Raw genomic sequence first — 17,504 nt, 5'->3', positions numbered from 1 at the left:
CGCAGCCCGCTGAAGGAAACATTGCTCAATGAGCTATCAGGTTCTGGCCCGCAAATGGCGGCCACGTACATTCCACGAGCTCGTGGGCCAGGCCCATGTTCAGCGTGCCCTGGTGAATGCACTTGATCAGGGTCGCCTTCACCACGCTTATCTGTTTACCGGAACTCGTGGGGTAGGTAAAACCACGCTGGCGCGGATACTCGCTAAGTGCTTGAACTGCACGGCTAACGGTCGCGGTGATGAGGGGATTACCTCAACCCCATGCGGCCAGTGCGATAGCTGCCAGGCGATTGATGAAGGGCGTTTTGTTGACTTGATCGAAGTCGACGCGGCCTCTCGCACCAAGGTGGAAGATACCCGCGAGCTGCTGGATAACGTTCAGTATGCGCCCACCCAGGGGCGTTATAAGGTGTACCTGATCGATGAGGTGCACATGTTGTCTACCAGCAGTTTCAACGCGCTGTTGAAAACGCTGGAAGAGCCGCCTCCCCATGTCAAATTCTTGCTTGCCACAACCGACCCGCAAAAGCTGCCAGCAACGGTGCTTTCGCGTTGCCTGCAGTTTACGCTTAAACATATGCCGCCTGAGCGTGTCGTCGAACATCTGACCTACGTATTGGGTGAAGAGGGCGTGGCATTTGATGAAAGTGCACTATGGCTATTAGGCAAGGCCGCTGAAGGCTCAATGCGAGATGCCATGAGCCTGACCGATCAGGCAATTGCCTTTGGGCAGGGCGCGGTACGTCACGCGGATGTGGCCGCCATGCTAGGGACGCTGGATCACCGGCATATTCTGGCCCTGGTGGAAGCCCTGGCCGATGTGGATGTCCAGCGCCTGCTGGCCGAAGTGAGCCAATTGGCCGAACAGGGACCTGACTTTGCTGCCGTGCTGGATGAGCTATCGGCGATTCTACACCGCTTGGCCGTGGCGCAAATGGTGCCAGATGCGGTGGATAACAGCCACGGCGACCGAGAAGCCATTGTGCAATTGGCCAGCCGTTTTACTGCAGAAGATATACAGCTCTACTACCAGATTGGCATTCAAGGGCGGGGCGATATGGTTCACGCGCCTGATTTGCGCAGCGCCTTGGAAATGACCCTGTTACGCATGCTGGCGTTTCGCCCTCAAGGTGTGCCCAAGCCGCCGCGCACGCCGCTACCGCTTCGCGCCGAGCCCTCCGCTCCTAGTAGCGATGAACAGAGCAGTAATGAGCTGCGTAGTGTTGCTCAAGCCAGCACTGCTCAATCAAGCACTGCTCAAGCCGGTGCAGATCAGCCTGCTGTGGCATCAGCAGTGTCTAGTATGCCCCAGGCAGAAGTTGAACATAGCGCCATCCAGGAGCTGGATGCTCAGCCGAGTGTTCACGGGGAGCCCGGGCCAAGTGAGCCTGAAAGCCCCAAGGCTAGCAATCCAGCCTTCGATGCGCCGCGCCATAACGCGCCGGTGGCATCAGCAACAGCCAATGATAGCCAAATGCCGCCGCCCTGGTCGCTTGATGAGATAGCGCAAGCAGCGCCGACAGCAGAATCTCTGCCAGAGCCAGAGCCAGAGCCAGAGCCAGAGCCAGAGCCAGAGCCAGCACGTGTGCCGGATTCAGGTTCAGCGCCAGTACCCAAAGTGCTAGAGGTACCAGCGCCGTCGGCAACGCCGCCACAAACGTTGGCGGGTGCGGTCGATGGATTGCTCGATCATGCTCAATGGCTGCTATGCTTTGACTCTTTAGGCCTTGGTGGTTTGACGCGCAGCCTGGCAGCCAACTGTTTGCTGGAGAGCGACGATGGCAAGATCCTGACGCTACGCCTGGATCCCAGTCAGGCAGCCATGCAGGCTGAAGTGCACCAAACGCGGATTGAGCGAGCATTAAGCGAGCAAGGGCTGCCGCGCCGGGTCGTGTTTGTGGTAGCGGAGCTTTCAACCGAGAGCGAAACGCCTCGCCAACGCGAAGCGCGGCTGAATCAGGAGCGTCACGTACAGGCTGTTGATCTCTTGAATCACGATCCCAATATACAGAAGCTACAGCAGGCCTTTGGCGCGACGCTGATTGAATCTACCGTCAAGCCCGCCACTGCAAAGCGTTAGCATCTATGATGACTGTTTTAACCAGCCAGTTTTAACCCGCTAGGAGAGCACGCCATGTTTAAAGGTGGAATGGGCAACTTGATGAAGCAAGCCCAAGAGATGCAGGAAAAAATGCAGCGCGTTCAGGAAGAGGTCGCTCAGTCTGAAGTCTATGGCGAAGCAGGCGCGGGCATGGTCAAGATCACCATGAACGGTCGCCATGACGTAAGCCAGGTGACTATCGACCCAAGCGTGATGGAAGAAGATAAGGAACTGCTGGAAGATCTGCTGGCAGCGGCTGTTAACGATGCCGTGCGTAAGGTGGAAGCCAATTCCAAGGCCAAGATGGAAGAAGCGACGGCAGGTCTGAACCTACCGCCTGGCTTTAAGATGCCGTTCTAAATAATGAGATTTTCTCCTCTTATTGAGCAGTTGATGGATGCATTTCGCGTGCTACCCGGCGTTGGGCCTAAAACGGCCCAGCGCATGGCCATGCACTTGCTTGAGCGTGAACGGGCGGGCGGTGAGCGGCTCGCCTCTGTTATCCAGAAAGCGATCGACGAAGTGGGTTATTGCCAGCGCTGCCGTACGCTGACGGAAGCCGATATCTGCGCCATATGTGAAACGCCGCGTCGTGATGATGCGCTGCTATGCGTGGTAGAGTCTCCGGCAGATCAGCTGGCCATCGAAGAAGCAGGTGGCTTTCAGGGGCGCTATTTCGTACTGCATGGGCATTTGTCGCCCTTGGATGGCATCGGCCCTGATGCGATTGGTGTTGACCAGTTGGAAGCGCGGGTGGCGGAAGGGCATATTGAAGAAATTGTTCTGGCTACCAACCCGACCGTCGAAGGCGAGGCAACGGCGCACTATATCGCCGCCCAGCTTGCTCGCTACGGGGTCAGGTTTTCGCGCCTGGCCTATGGCGTCCCCATGGGGGGGGAGCTTGAATATGTTGATGGCGGTACATTAAGCCGCGCGTTTAGCGGCCGTCAGCCCTTCTCCAGCGATTAAACACACTCTATATTGCAAGCGCGATCGCGGTTGTAACAACCTGGAAGTATACTTTGTCTTCTCTAGCCTCCCCCGTATATCAATGGATTGACAGCCCGGAAGCGCTTGATGCCGCTTGCGAAAGCGTGGCTGGCGCTGATGTTATCGCGCTGGATACCGAATTTTTTCGTGAAAATACATTCTTCCCGGTGCCAGCGCTGATTCAGTTTGCCGCCGGTGATCTGGCCTATTTAATTGACCCGCTGGCCACGCCCTGCACGTCTGCCTTTCGTCAACTGCTTCAGAGTCGGGCGATCAAGCTGTTGCATGCCTGCAGCGAAGACTTGGAGGTGTTGCAGCACTGGGCTGGAGTGCTGCCTACGCCACTGGTCGATACGCAGGTTGCCCAGGGGCTGCTTGGGGAGACGCCATCCATGGGCTATCAGAAACTGGTCGAGTTCTGGATGGGGGAAACACTGCCAAAAGAGGAGACACGTTCCAACTGGCTGGAGCGACCGTTAACGCCTTCGCAGCGTGATTACGCGGCGCTGGATGTCATCTACCTGTTGAAAGTATGGACTCTGCAGGCAGAGCGATTGTCTGATCTGGGACGCTGTGAATGGCTGATACAAGAGTGTGCTGGCCTGATCGAGCAAGCCGGGCGCAGCGTTGAAGCTGACGGCCAGTGGTTTGCTCGCCAACGCCAATTATGGCGGCTCAATCCTCGCCAGCTAGAGGCGTATAGGCTGATGACGATCTGGCGGGAAGGGGAGACCCGGCGGCGCAATCTGCCGCGCAACTGGTTGATTAGCGATAAGCTGCTGTTTGCCGCCGCTGAAGCCATGCCCAAAAACCGCTATGAGCTATCGGAAGTGGAAGGTTTCAAGCCAGCGCTGATCAAAAAGGAAGGCGATACCCTGCTGGCACTTATCAGGCAGGCGCAGCATGCCGATGAAGGTGAGTTGCCCGTTTGCTGGCCTGATCCGATGCAGCCTGCTTTTAAGCGCCGTTTTAAAGCACTCAAGCACGTGGTAACTGAAAAGGCGGGCGAACTGGGAATTGCGTCCGAGGTATTAATGCGGCGTCGTGATATCGAAGAGCTGGTTATGCAGGACATGGCGGATAAGCCCCTGACGCTGCCCGAAGGATGGCGCGGTGATTGTTTATCCGCTGGGTTCATTCAGGCGCTGGAGGAGTTTCAAAATGAGTGACAAGCTGCTTTGCGAGATATTTAAAAGCTCGCGCAAGGAAGAGATGTACCTGTACGTTGATAAGCGCCAAGGTTTTAAAAGCGTTCCCGAACCTTTGATGGCAACCTTCGGCAAGCCCATTGCGGTGTTGACAATGATCCTTACCGCCGATAAAAAGCTGGCACGGGTTAACGCTGAAGACGTTATCAAAGGTATTGAGGAGCAGGGCTTTTACCTGCAGATGCCGCCTGCCAAAGAAGATTATTTACTTGATGTTCACCGGGCGCAGTTAAACGCGCGCGACGCTGCAGAGTAGCGGCTGGCCATGAACTTTCTGGCCCATGCCTGGCTTGTCTGTGATGGAAGCGACGATTTCCTTTATGGCAACCTGATTGCCGATGGCATTAAGGGAAGTGACTTAAGCGCTTGGCCAGATAGCGTCGCTGCAGGCGTTCGCCATCATCGCAAGGTGGATGCCTGGGTGGATCATCACCCTAGCGTACTGGAAGCGAAAAGCCGCGCGCCTCGTGACAAGCGCCGCTATGCCGGTATCGCGCTAGATATCGTCTGGGATCACTTTCTAGCGCGTGAGAAAGCCGACCATCGGGAACAGCAGCAGTTGGTAGCGCGCTGTTACCGCCTTTTAACGGTGAGGCCTGCGCCTGACCGGCTAGCCACGATGATGCCGCACCTGATCGAGCACGACTGGCTAAGAAACTACGCTGATTTCGATTTCACTTGTCAGGCTGTGGCAGGTATTGGTCGACGGCTGACTGGGCCTAACCGTTTGGCAGAGCTTATCCCCTGGCTGCACAGCGACTATCCGCGATTAGAAGCGGATTTTCAGACCTTATGGCCCGAGCTAAACGCTGCCTTAAGCAGTTCAGGCGTTGAGGCCGCTAAATAGCGATGATAAGAGAGAAAATGATGGATACCGGAATGCGCGAGCGCTTTTGGGAGCGTTACCCACTGGAAGAGCTGACTTCTGAAGAGTGGGAAGCGCTATGCGATGGCTGTGGGCAGTGTTGTCTGCTCAAGTTGCATGATGATGATACCCAAGAGCTTGCGATATTAAACGTAGCCTGTCGGCTATTGGATATTAAAAGCTGCCAGTGCAGCGATTATGCTAATCGGTTTGATAGCGTGCCGGACTGCACCCAGCTGACCCCAGCGCTGGTAAAAGAGTTTACTTGGCTGCCGCCTACATGTGGCTATCGTCGAGTGGCGGAAGGGCGCAAACTGGCGGGCTGGCATCCGCTGCTAAGCAACGACGCTGAACGCGTACACCGTAAGGGCATTAGCGTGCGAAATTTTGCAGTATCTGAAGATGACGTGCCTGAACGGACGTTAGAATCCCACATCATTGCCGTACTGCCCATGTAGGGGCTACTGCTTCTTGTTTGTAGAGCCAATTGCTTACCTTTTAAAAACAGGCCCTCCCTGGCGTAATGGTTAGGCAGCGGGCTTGCGCTTTGCGTTATCCCAAATAGTCAAAAACGCTTCCTTGATTAGAATGGGCTTTTGGGCGCTCGCCTTGGGGACAGGTTTGCTGGCAGATTGTTTAAGCGGCGTATCCCAAATGGTCGGGAAGTGATCCTGATATTTCATAGAATGCTCCATCAAGTGGACGTAAGTTTATGCGACTAACGTCTAGTATGGCGCAAATGAATTTTTGTGAAAAGTATTTTCAAAGAAAATAGGCAGCGCCTGGCGCTGCCTGAAGGAATGCTTGATAGCGTACGAGCCGGAAAGCCCAGACAGTTTTCAACCGGCACTTCCCGATGAGGCAGCCGCCAGACCCAGCGCCCAAAGGATAAAAGCATCCTGACGGGCAGTATCCCGCCAGGCCTTGAATCGTCCAGACGCGCCGCCGTGGCCACTGCTCATGTCGGTATGCAGGAGAACAGGGGCGTCACCTTGCTGGTGCTGGGTAACCTGGGCGTAATATTTAGCTGGCTCCCAGTAACTTACTCGGGTATCAAACCAGCTGCCCTCAATCCACAGTGCCGGGTAGGATTGTGCGGTAATGTTATCCATGGGCGAGTAGCCGCGAATCCGCTCAGCGACCTCGGGCGTTTCAGGGTTGCCCCACTCGCTATATTCAGCGGTTGTAAGCGGCAGGTCGGGGTTCTGCATGGTGCGCAGGACATCTAGAAAGGGTACGTCCAGCAAGGCTGCACAAAAGGCCTCGGGCGCCCGGTTAACACAGGTGCCTACCAGCAACCCGCCTGCGCTGGCCCCGTAAGCGGCAATTCGCTGGGGATGGCTGATACCGCTTTCCACCAAGGCATCACGCGCGGCCAGGAAGTCGTGAAAACTGTTTTCTTTATGAGCCATCTTGCCCTGCAGGTACCAGGGCTCACCGCGCTCGCCGCCACCACGCACATGGGCAACGGCAAAGGCCGCGCCACGCTCTAGTAGCTCCAGGCGGGAAATCGAGAACCAAGGGTCGAGTGCTTCGCCGTAAGCGCCATACCCATACAGCAGCGTCGGCAGAGGCTGGTGAGCCAGGTCGGCACGCATCACGACTGATACCGGCACCTGCTCGCCATCCTGGCTGGTGGCCCATAGGCGACGGCTCACCAGCTGTTCAGGGGTTAAGCTGCCATACACCGGCGCACGCTTGAGCAACGTGCGCTCACCTGTTGCAAGATCAAGCGCAAACCAGCTGGGCGGCTGGGTAAATGACTCTTCGCGTAAACGCAGCACCCGGGTATCAAAATGGGCCGCATCTTCAAGCAACTGCGAGCAAGGCTGTTCGGGCAGTACCAGATATTCATCAAGGGAGCGTTGGTGCTGGTGATTCAGCTCCCAGCGACGCAGTGTTACCTGTGCCTGGGTATGGTCTCTCTCGGCAATCACAAGTCCCCAGGAGAAGGCGTCGATTCCTTCCAGGGTAACGTCTTCACGCGGGGCGATAAGCGGCTGCCACTGGGACTCTGGATTGCCTAGGGCTGCCTCGTCCAGGTAATCCAGCTGGAAATGTGCGCTCGTCTGGTTATGCAGGCGATAGAAAGCTCCCGGACGATGATCGATGCTGTATTCAACGCCTGGCTGGCGAGGCTGAATGCACAGCGTTCTAGCCGCTGGTTGGTGTGCTGGCAGTACGTGAATTTCGCTGGTGTCTTTAGATCCGCTTTCAATCAGCAACCACTCACGCGAGCGTGTTTTACCAATCCCAAGCCAGAATTCAGGGTCTTCTTCACGAAATACCAGAGTAGGTGCAGCGTGCTGATCGGGCGCTTCAAAAGGTAGCGATACGCGCCACAAGCTGTCGGGGCGCTGAGTATCATCAAATCGAGTGAAAAACAGCGTGGCAGAGGCCGCGGTTTGATCCTCGGCCCAGCACAGGCCAGCACCGATATCGCTGATTAATGCCAGCGGCTCGCCGTTTGGCAACGACTTGATCCATAGCGTATAGCGTTCGTCGCCCTGGGTATCTTCGGTCCAGGCCAGCCACTGCTCATCAGGCGAGAGCGCCATGTCACCCATGTCATAAAAGGCTTCATCAGCCGCACGGGCCTGAACATCGAAAAAGCACTCACGCAGGTTCGGCTGACCGTTAGGGTAGCGCCACCAGCGCGGGTAGTCGTCCTCAGCGCCGGTTTCACTCCAGAACGTAAAGTGGTCAAGCGGTGTCTCAAGGCTGGTAATGGCAAGTTCGCGGCGTGCCAGATGACTTTCGTATAATGTCTCGGCCAGCGGCGTAAGCGGCGCAAACCACTGCGCCTGCTGTTGATTGGCGGCTTCCAGGAATTCGCTGACCTCGGGCGCTTCGCGCGTTTCCAACCAGTGCCATTTGGGATCATTAGCGCGATAATAGCGCGCGACGGGAGAGCCTGGGCGCGTATCTGGCTGTGCTTTCATAAATTGATAGGTACCATAACGGGAAATCAACGTCGGGTGCTTAGACCCACATGAGAGGTATTATGCTGTTTGCAAATTCAATGTCACTGCTGTGGCTAACTTATTACGGTATTTCACTGCTAGTAGTGGTAGCTATCTATTTTGGACTAACGTTTCTACCGCGGTTGCCACGCCTGGTCGTGACCTGGGGAATGGCGGGCGCTATGTGGGCACCTGCTATGTTCCGCCTGCCCCTGATAGAAGAAGGTGAATTCTATACCGGATGGGCACCGGCGGCGATGGTTGCCGCCGTAGGCTTTCTTGAACATGACGTTAATGCCTTGCGCGCTAGCCTGCTGTGCTTGGTGGCGGGTATCGCGATTGGTACTGTGATTGGCGTTGCGTTGTGGTGGTGGCGTCGGCCGATAAGTGCACCGCCAGCTAAACGCGCGAAAGAGGTTGAAGAGGATCCGCAGCCGACACGCCGCCGTGAACCGATTATCAATTAATGGTTAGAATCGAAAAGGGGCGTTGCTATGGGTGACTTGCATGTGTGAACAGTATGTGTGAATTGCTCGGTATGAGTGCCAATGTCCCGACCGATATCTGCTTTAGCTTTTCAGGTTTTTTACATCGCGGGGGTGGTACCGGCCCACACCGCGATGGTTGGGGAATCGCCTTTTACGAAGAGGGCGGCTACCGTGAATTTCGCGACCCGCATCCCTCGGTTGATTCGCCTATTGCTCGGCTGATATGCGACTACCCGATTAAGTCCAATGTGGTGATCAGCCATATTCGCCAGGCAAACGTTGGCGGTGTGCGTCTGGCCAATACACATCCCTTTACTCGGGAGATGTGGGGGCGACCTTGGTGCTATGCACATAACGGCCAGCTCAGTGATTGGAAGAGTCTGCCCCTTGGGGTATATACGCCGGTGGGTAACACCGACAGCGAGCACGCATTTTGCTGGCTAATGGATGAGCTTCGCCAGGCGTTTCCCGTGCCACCTGAAGCGCCGGACGCGCTTTGGACGAAGCTTCATGCTCTTTGTGAAAGCCTACGCGCATTGGGGGTATTCAACCTGCTGTTGTCGGATGGCCAGTATCTGTATACCTACTGTTCGACAAAGCTTGCCCATATTACCCGGCGTGCGCCGTTTGGTGACGCCGAGCTTTCTGATGCAGAAATAACGGTTAATTTTGCCGAGCACACCACGCCTGACGATGTGGTATCGGTTATCGCCACCGAGCCGCTAACCCATAACGAGGCGTGGTACACGATGGTGCCAGGAGAGCTTATCGTCTGGTGTGCTGGAGAAATTCAGGCGCGTTACTGTCCATAAGGCTGAGAGTCGCTACATTATGAATAGTAGGAGGTTAAGTAGAGTGAACCGGGGTATGTGCTAAAAACGGCTATGGCCTAAAGTTGAAACACAAGTTTCAATCGATCGTTTTACAGCACGTGATGTGTCGTATATCGTTGGTTCTCTTGCCTCGCGACAATAACAAGGTCGGTAATATCATCGACATGGATAGCGGAGATTGCCCATGAGCGAACACGCCACAGCTTCTATTCTACGCGGCCCGGCGCTTGAAGGACTGGACCAGTATGAGGCGGTCACAGAAGTTTTTCATAGCGCCGTCACTCGATATAAGGAGAGACCCGCTTTTAGCTGTATGGGCAAAACCCTTACCTTTGCCGACCTGGATCGCCTTTCAGCCGATTTTGCAGCCTGGTTACAGCATGAAACCGATCTTCAGCCCGGAGATCGCATAGCCATTCAACTGCCTAACGTTTTGCAGTTTCCGGTCGCTGTGTTTGGCGCCCTGCGCGCAGGCCTGGTGGTCGTTAATACCAACCCGCTTTATACCGAGCGGGAAATGACCCACCAGTTCAAGGATTCAGGTGCCAAGGCCATTCTGATTTTGGCTAACATGGCCAAAAAGCTGGAAAACGTACTGGGCAAAACCGATATCCAGCACGTGCTGGTAACCGAGCTTGGCGATCTGCATGGGCTACCCAAGCGATGGCTAATTAACGCTGTGGTCAAGCACGTGAAAAAGATGGTGCCCGACTACTCGCTGCCTGGGGCAGTAAGCTTTGTTGAGGCAATGAAGAAGGGTGCCTCTATGACGCACTCCGAGGTCAGGCGCCGTCAGGATGATTTAGCTGCGCTTCAGTACACCGGCGGTACCACGGGTATGCCCAAAGGAGCCATGCTGACGCACTGCAATCTAATCGCCAATATGCTGCAAGCGCGCGTGGCGATTGGAACACACCTCAAAGAGGGCCAGGAGGTAGTGGTGGCCCCGCTACCGGTTTATCACATTTATACGTTTACGGTTAACTGTCTGTTCTTGATGGAGTCGGGAAACCACTCGCTGCTGATTACCAACCCACGTGACCTGAATAGCTTTATCAAGGAGCTTAAAAAGGTAAAATTTACCGCATTCATAGGCCTGAATACCCTATTCAATGCGCTATGTAATCGCGATGATTTCAAGCAGCTTGATTTTTCCTGTCTCAAACTCACCATTTCAGGCGGTATGGCGCTTACCAAGGCGGCTGCCCAGCGCTGGGAGCAGACCACCGGCTGCCCGATTGCCGAAGGCTATGGGTTAACGGAAACGTCCCCCATTGTGAGCTTTAACCCGACCGATGCCATCCAGCTGGGCACGATTGGCAAGCCGGTGGCGGGCACGGCTGTTAAAGTGGTCGATGCCGATGGTAATGACGTGGCCCTGGGGGAGCCGGGCGAGATGTGTGTGCAAGGCCCTCAGGTGATGAAAGGCTACTGGCAGCGTGACGATGAGACGCGTAACTCCATCGATAGCGAAGGCTGGTTTCATACCGGTGATATCGCTGTGCTCCAGGAAGATGGCTATATCCGTATCGTCGATCGCAAGAAGGATATGATCCTGGTCTCGGGCTTCAACGTTTATCCCAATGAAGTCGAAGATGTGGTAGCGGCGCACCCGGATATCATCGAGGCTGCGGTGGTGGGTGTGCCCGATGAAGATGCAGGCGAGGTCATCAAGCTGTTTGTTGTTTCCAAAAACAGTCAACTGGATGCTGAAACTCTGCGCAGCTGGTGCAAGAAAGAGCTGACCGGTTACAAGGTGCCCAAGTACATCGAGTTTCGCGATGAGCTGCCCAAAACCAACGTGGGCAAGGTTTTACGCCGCGAACTGCGTGATGAGAAAAGGCCCTCACAGGATAGCCATGTCTAGCGAGCTCATCGCTGGTTAGGCGTCGCGTTAATGAAAGCGTTATAATATTCGGCCCGCTCACGTAGCGGGCCGAATATTTATGGGGTCTGCTGTTCTGCGATTGGCATCCCTGCTTTTTTAAATAACCAATGGAAACCGAGCCTAACGTGACCACTGATACGCCTTCTGATCTCAACGACCGCCAACGCCTTGCTTCCCTAAAAGAAGCATTGGGCAATGTCATGCTGCGCGACGCTCAAAGGTTGGAGCGGCGTGTAGCAGGGCTTGCGCGGCGCGTGCGCGATGCAAAGCCTATTGATCATGGTGTCAACGAGGTGCAGCGCGAGATCCAGCGGGCTCAACAGGTGTTCAATCAGCGTGAAGCGCTGAAGGTCACGTTCAACTACCCAGCTGAGCTGCCGGTGGTCGAACGCCGGGAAGACATTCTTGCTGCCATTCGTGATCATCAAGTGGTGGTGATTGCCGGCGAAACCGGTTCGGGGAAAACTACCCAGCTACCCAAGATGTGCCTGGAGCTGGGCCGAGGAAGAAAAGGCCTCATTGGCCATACTCAGCCCCGCCGGCTTGCCGCGCGCAGTGTGGCTTCGCGGTTGGCCGAAGAGCTTGAAGTGCCGCTGGGTGATCAGGTGGGCTATCAGGTGCGTTTTACTGACCAGAGCAGCCCTACCACGCTGGTCAAGTTGATGACCGATGGGATTTTACTTGCTGAAACCCAGCACGATCCTTTGCTGCTGCGCTATGACACGATCATTATTGATGAGGCACACGAGCGCAGCCTGAATATTGACTTTCTGCTGGGCTACCTTAAGCGGCTGCTGCCTCAGCGCCCTGATCTCAAAGTCATTATCACGTCGGCGACGATTGATGTTGAGCGCTTTGCTGCGCATTTTGGTATGCCAGGTGCGCCCGCCCCGGTTGTAGAGGTGTCAGGGCGCACGTATCCGGTGGAGGTGCACTATCGCCCCCTGGTGCGTGATGAAGACGACGAAGAGGACCGCACGCTACAAGAGGGGATCCTGCATGCGGTTCACGAGATCGAAACCATCGAGCGTGAAAAGGGCTGGCTGCATGGCCCGCGTGACGTGCTGGTGTTTCTACCCGGCGAGCGCGAGATTCGGGAAACGGCCGATACCCTGCGCCGGGCGGACTTGAAGGGCACGGAAATTCTGCCGCTTTACGCGCGACTCTCCAATGAGGAGCAGAACCGGGTATTCACTGCCCATCGCGGTCGGCGTATTGTGCTGGCCACTAACGTTGCGGAAACCTCGCTGACGGTACCGGGCATTCGCTATGTGATTGACCCAGGCCTGGTGCGTATCAGCCGTTACAGTTACCGGGCCAAGATTCAGCGTCTGCCTATCGAGCCGGTTAGCCAGGCGAGCGCCAACCAGCGTAAGGGGCGTTGTGGCCGGGTGGCGGAAGGCGTCTGTATTCGCCTTTATGATGAAGAGGACTTTCTTTCCCGGCCTGGATTTACCGACCCCGAAATTCAGCGCACCAACTTGGCGTCGGTCATCCTCTCCATGCTGGCGCTCAAGCTTGGCGATATCGATGCGTTTCCGTTTGTCGATCCGCCGGACAGCCGGTTTGTAAAAGATGGCTTCCGGCTGCTGTTTGAACTGGGGGCGGTGGATGAAAGTCATCGCCTGAGCCCGCTTGGCCGCAAGCTGGCCAAGCTGCCCATTGACCCGCGTTTGGCGCGCATGGTACTGGCCGGTGCCGAGCGCGGTAGCCTGCGTGATGTACTGGTAGTGGTTTCAGCACTTGCCATTCAGGACCCGCGTGACCGTCCGGCGGATAAACGCCAGGCTGCCGATCAGGCGCACCAGCGCTGGCATGACCCCGATTCTGATTTTGTTGCGTTACTCAATTTGTGGCACGGCATCGAGAATGCCCGTGAAGTGCTATCGGGCAACCAGCTGCGCCGCTGGTGCCGCGAGCACTATATTAACTACCTGCGCATGCGCGAGTGGCACGATACCTTCCGTCAGCTCAGACAGTTGCTACGTGAAATGGACATAGAAGTTCCTGCGCCGCTGCCGAAAGATGATGAGCAGAGCGAGGAACAAGCGCGCCAAGCGCGGCGCAAAATCTCTGGAAAGTTACATCAGGCGCTGCTTTCAGGATTGTTATCCAACCTTGGCACGCTGCTGGAAAACCGCGAGTATCTGGGCGCGCGCAATCGCAAGTTCATGATTCACCCAGGCTCGGGGCTTGCCAAGAAATCCCCCAAGTGGATCATGGCGTTTGAGCTGATCGAGACCACCAAACTTTATGCGCGCACTGTGGCCAAGATCGACCCGCAATGGATAGAACCCCAGGCCCAGCATCTGGTTAAACGTAGCTATAGCGAACCCCACTGGGAGCAAAAGCGTGCGCAAGTAGTGGCTTTTGAACAGGTGACGCTGTTTGGGCTACCCATTGTCGCGCGTCGCCGCGTGCACTACGGACCGATTGCCCCGGAGGAGTCACGCGAGCTGTTTATTCGCCGCGCTCTGGTGGAGGGCGAATTTACGACTCAGGGCACTTTCTTCGCCCATAACCGTGCGCTGATTGATGAAGTCGAGGCCTTGGAAGATCGTGCCCGTCGGCGCGATATTCTGGTCGATGAAGAAACCCTGTATGCGTTTTACGATGAGCGGGTTCCTCACGATATTGTCAACGGCAAAGGTTTCGAGCACTGGCGCAAACTGGCGGAGCGTCAAACGCCCACGCTTTTGCACTTCGATATTGAAGCGCTCAAAGCACGCGATGCCGCCGACGTTACCCAGGCTCAATATCCTGACCATCTCACGCTTGCTGGCGTCGCGTATCCGGTGAGCTATCATTTTGATCCCAACGCGGAAGATGATGGCGTGACACTGACCGTGCCAGCGGCCATGCTGTCACAACTGCCGGTGCATGCCCTGGAATGGGTGGTGCCAGGGCTTTTACGAGAAAAGTGTATTGCGCTATTAAAATCGTTGCCTAAAAGCATTCGTCGTCAGGTGGTCCCCATCCCCGACTGGGTGGACGCTGCGCTGGAAACGTTGGTACCTGACCAGCGGCCGTTAACCGAAGCGCTTGGCGAGTTCATTCGCCGACGAACCGGCACGCGGGTACACCCCGATGATTGGCGACTGGATTTGCTTGAACCGCATCTGACAATGAACGTTCGTGTGGTTGACCATGCTGGAAAACTACTTGGTCAAGGGCGTGATGTAAGAGCCCTTGAAAAACGCTTTGAAGCCGCCGCCAGCGCCGGCGCCCAGGCATTGGCCGAGCAGGCAAGCCAGGCGCCGGCGCTTGAAGGCTTGCCTGATGAGCCGCTGCCGGAATCTCGTGTGACTACCCAGGCTGGGATTCGTGTCGAGGCGTATCCGGCCCTGGTGGCTGATGCCAATGAGTTCAAGGTAGCGCTGTTTGATCATCCTGCGAAAGCCTTGGCGGCGCACCAGGAGGGCGTTGCCCGCCTGGCTATCGCCAAACAGCCGGACCAGGTGAAGCTGATCAAGCGCTTGCCTGGGGTGGAGAAGTGCGCACTGCTGTTTGCCAAGGTAGGTAGCAAGCAGGAGCTGGTAGATGACCTGCTGCTGGCCGTATTTACCCAGGTAGCGGCCCAGCATCCGCTGCCGCGTTCGTCTGCTGAGCTTGCCATGCGTCTGGAAACCACTAAAGCAGAGCTTATTGAACATGCCACGACACTTTTAAAACAAGTTGAAGCGGCATTAAAAGGGCATCTGGCAGTCAGCAAGGTACTTAAAGGCAAGCTCAACTTTGCGCTTGCTTTGGCCTATAGCGACATCAGCACACAGATGCAGCGGTTGGTTTATCCTGGCTTCATTCGCGATGCCGGGAAATGGCTGACGGAGTATCCCCGTTACACGGAAGCCGCGCTTATTCGACTTGAAAAAGCCGCCCGAGAGCGCGGGCGTGACCAAATGATGATGCATGACGTTCAAGCGCTTGAAGCGCGCTTTGATGCAAGGCGTAAAAGCGAACGACGCGGCCACGTAGAAGACCCCGAGCTGGTGGAATTTGGCTGGTGGTTGCAGGAGCTTCGTGTATCGCTGTTTGCTCAACAGTTGGGCACGCTGATGCCGGTATCGGTTAAACGCCTTGAAAAACGTTGGCAAGAGATAATTAGCGTTTAGATGTCGACTGGTAAAACGATCCAATAACGCACACAGTAACCATAAGCCGGGTCCTGGGTCCCAATAGCGAATAATGGGCAGTAAGCCGCTTGGAGGAGATAGGCATGAATGATGTGGTGATAACCGGCACGGGGCTTTATACGCCGGAACATGCCGTTGATAATGCGGCGCTGGTCGACGCATTCAATACGTGGGTGGATAACCAGAATGTGCTTTATAAAGATGAAATCGCCAGAGGCGAGCGTGAGCCATTAGCCCATTCAAGCAGCGAGTTCATCGAAAAAGCCTCTGGTATTAAAAGCCGTTATGTATTAGACGCTAAAGGGATTCTCGACCCCGAGCGTATGCGTCCCCGGCTACCTCAGCGGCAAAATGACGAGCCTTCCATTCAGTGTGACATGGCCACGGCTGCAGCTCGTCAGGCGTTGGATAATGCCCAGGTCGCGGCTGAAGATATTGACCTGGTGATTGTGGCCTGTTCGAACCTGGAAAGGGCTTACCCGGCGGTGGCCGTGGAAGTGCAGCGGGCGCTGGGCACGAGCGGCTACGGGTTTGATATGAACGTTGCCTGCAGCTCCGCCACCTTTGCCCTGGAAACCGCTGCCAATGCTATTGCCGCAGGACGTATTAAACGCGCGCTGGTGGTCAATCCCGAGATCTGTTCGGCACATTTAAATTTTCAAGACCGTGACAGCCACTTTATTTTCGGCGATGCTTGTACTGCAGTGGTATTAGAAAATGGTGCAGATGCCGTTAGCGATGAGCGCTTTGAAATTCTAGGCACGCGCCTGATTACCCAGTTTTCCAATGCCATTCGTAATAACGCCGGTTTTTTAAACCGCGTGACGGACAGTGATCCGTTGGCAATAGACAAGCTGTTTGTGCAGGAAGGGCGTCGGGTTTTCAAGGAAGTATGTCCCTTGGTCGCCAAGCTGATCGTGGAGCATCTGGCATCGCTTGAGCTATCGGGAAGCGATCTCAAGACAATGTGGCTGCATCAGGCAAATCGTCATATGAACGATCTTATCGCACGCAAGGTACTGGGCTTTGAGCCGAGTGAAGCGCAGGCGCCCATTATTCTGGACCGCTACGCTAATACCAGTTCAGCAGGTTCCATTATTGCCTTTCATCTGCACCGCAGTGGGTTGGAGAAGGGGGATATCGGCGTGATCTGTTCTTTCGGCGCAGGTTACAGCGCTGGTAGCGTCGTGGTTCGGCGCCAGTCATAGCATTCAGGTTTTACAAGAGGAAAGATCATGCTGCGGTTATTAGCCAGGCAGAAGCCCACTATCTCCATGCCCAAGGCAGTGCTGCCTGTCTTGCTGCTTACCACGCTGGCAGTCAGCGGCTGTGCCAGTTCGCAAGTAGCGCAAGAGGCGTACAGTCCGGAAGATCCTTGGGAAGGCTTTAACCGCCGGGTGTTTGTATTTAACGATGTGCTGGACCGTTATGCATTAAAGCCAGTGGCAAAAGGCTATCGCACTGTGACGCCTGACCCCGTGCAAACCGGTATCGGCAATTTCTTTTCCAACCTGGGAGAAATACGCACGGTCATCAATAGCCTGCTTCAGGGAAAACCTGCCAATGCGGGGCTAGCCACCTCCCGGTTCTTGATCAACACAACGGTGGGTATTGGCGGGCTGCTCGATTACGCAACGCTGATGGAAATCACCGCAGACGATGAAGATTTCGGGCAAACGCTGGCCGCTTGGGGATGGCAGGACTCGCGTTACCTGGTTTTGCCATTGCTAGGGCCCAGCACGTTGCGCGATACCACCGGGCTGCCCGCGGATATGGCTTCTTATCCAACGTTTTATATTGAAGATGACCCTACTCGGCTAGGGCTGATGGCACTCAATATCGTTGATATTCGCGCGGGGCTGCTCGACCAGGAAGACTTGATTCAAGGCGATCGGTACCGGTTTATACGCGATGCCTTCCTGCAGCGCCGCCAGTTTGAAATTAACGATGGCCAGTTAGGCGATGACCCGTTTGCAATGGACAGCTTTGAATTTGACGATAGCGACTTTAGTGACGACGATTTTGCCGATTGAGG

15 protein-coding genes are annotated in these 17,504 nt (G+C 55.6%); 13 read left to right on the top strand and 2 right to left on the bottom strand.

Annotated elements, in window-relative coordinates:
• Positions 1-28 precede the first annotated feature (28 nt).
• The 7 genes from dnaX to ELY38_RS14335 are packed head-to-tail and all read left to right on the top strand — an operon-like array spanning position 29 to position 5,622.
• On the top strand, positions 29-2,080 hold the full coding sequence (gene dnaX, locus ELY38_RS14365) for a DNA polymerase III subunit gamma/tau (protein WP_127062939.1): 2,052 nt from the start codon (positions 29-31) through the stop codon (positions 2,078-2,080).
• A gap of 54 nt (positions 2,081-2,134) precedes the next feature.
• Positions 2,135-2,461 (top strand): YbaB/EbfC family nucleoid-associated protein, encoded by a 327-nt coding sequence (locus tag ELY38_RS14360; protein ID WP_126951969.1) that lies wholly within the window; start codon positions 2,135-2,137, stop codon positions 2,459-2,461.
• Between the two features lie 3 nt (positions 2,462-2,464).
• Positions 2,465-3,070, top strand: a complete 606-nt coding sequence (recR, locus tag ELY38_RS14355) for a recombination mediator RecR (RefSeq protein WP_127062938.1) — start codon at positions 2,465-2,467, stop codon at positions 3,068-3,070.
• Between the two features lie 53 nt (positions 3,071-3,123).
• A complete protein-coding gene (rnd, locus tag ELY38_RS14350) occupies positions 3,124-4,260 on the top strand; it encodes a ribonuclease D (RefSeq protein WP_127062937.1) in 1,137 nt (378 codons plus the stop codon).
• Positions 4,253-4,555 (top strand): YcgL domain-containing protein, encoded by a 303-nt coding sequence (locus ELY38_RS14345; RefSeq protein WP_127062936.1) that lies wholly within the window; start codon positions 4,253-4,255, stop codon positions 4,553-4,555. The genes rnd and ELY38_RS14345 overlap by 8 nt, the downstream gene beginning before the upstream one ends.
• A 9-nt stretch (positions 4,556-4,564) precedes the next feature.
• Complete coding sequence (locus ELY38_RS14340; RefSeq protein ID WP_127062935.1) at positions 4,565-5,146, top strand: acyl carrier protein phosphodiesterase; 582 nt, start codon at positions 4,565-4,567, stop codon at positions 5,144-5,146.
• Positions 5,147-5,166: 20 nt separating this feature from the next.
• Positions 5,167-5,622: a YcgN family cysteine cluster protein gene (locus tag ELY38_RS14335; protein ID WP_127063049.1), complete on the top strand. Its 456-nt coding sequence runs from the start codon at positions 5,167-5,169 to the stop codon at positions 5,620-5,622.
• A gap of 69 nt (positions 5,623-5,691) precedes the next feature.
• On the opposite strand, the gene ELY38_RS19115 is transcribed toward ELY38_RS14335, so the two are convergent.
• Complete coding sequence (locus tag ELY38_RS19115) at positions 5,692-5,847, bottom strand: hypothetical protein (RefSeq protein WP_185858993.1); 156 nt, start codon at positions 5,845-5,847, stop codon at positions 5,692-5,694.
• 156 nt (positions 5,848-6,003) lie between these two features.
• Complete coding sequence (locus ELY38_RS14330) at positions 6,004-8,106, bottom strand: S9 family peptidase (protein WP_127062934.1); 2,103 nt, start codon at positions 8,104-8,106, stop codon at positions 6,004-6,006.
• 62 nt (positions 8,107-8,168) lie between these two features.
• Between ELY38_RS14330 and ELY38_RS14325 the strand changes: the two genes are divergently transcribed.
• From ELY38_RS14325 to ELY38_RS14300, 6 genes are all read left to right on the top strand, one after another.
• A complete protein-coding gene (locus ELY38_RS14325; protein ID WP_127062933.1) occupies positions 8,169-8,594 on the top strand; it encodes a hypothetical protein in 426 nt (141 codons plus the stop codon).
• A gap of 53 nt (positions 8,595-8,647) precedes the next feature.
• Positions 8,648-9,427, top strand: coding sequence for a class II glutamine amidotransferase (locus ELY38_RS14320; protein ID WP_127062932.1), 780 nt, complete (start codon positions 8,648-8,650; stop codon positions 9,425-9,427).
• Positions 9,428-9,632: 205 nt separating this feature from the next.
• Entirely contained in the window at positions 9,633-11,315 is a 1,683-nt protein-coding gene (locus ELY38_RS14315; protein ID WP_127062931.1) for an AMP-binding protein, read from the top strand.
• Positions 11,316-11,443: 128 nt separating this feature from the next.
• Positions 11,444-15,448, top strand: coding sequence for an ATP-dependent RNA helicase HrpA (gene hrpA, locus ELY38_RS14310; protein WP_127062930.1), 4,005 nt, complete (start codon positions 11,444-11,446; stop codon positions 15,446-15,448).
• A gap of 104 nt (positions 15,449-15,552) precedes the next feature.
• On the top strand, positions 15,553-16,677 hold the full coding sequence (locus tag ELY38_RS14305) for a beta-ketoacyl-ACP synthase III (RefSeq protein ID WP_127062929.1): 1,125 nt from the start codon (positions 15,553-15,555) through the stop codon (positions 16,675-16,677).
• A gap of 27 nt (positions 16,678-16,704) precedes the next feature.
• Positions 16,705-17,502 (top strand): MlaA family lipoprotein, encoded by a 798-nt coding sequence (locus ELY38_RS14300; RefSeq protein WP_127062928.1) that lies wholly within the window; start codon positions 16,705-16,707, stop codon positions 17,500-17,502.
• Positions 17,503-17,504 lie beyond the last annotated feature (2 nt).

This window comes from Vreelandella nanhaiensis (genome assembly GCF_003990185.1).
Taxonomy (GTDB): Bacteria; Pseudomonadota; Gammaproteobacteria; order Pseudomonadales; family Halomonadaceae; genus Vreelandella; species Vreelandella nanhaiensis.
The sequence above is the reverse complement of the archived record's forward strand: the minus strand, read 5'-3'. Positions and strand labels throughout refer to the sequence as shown.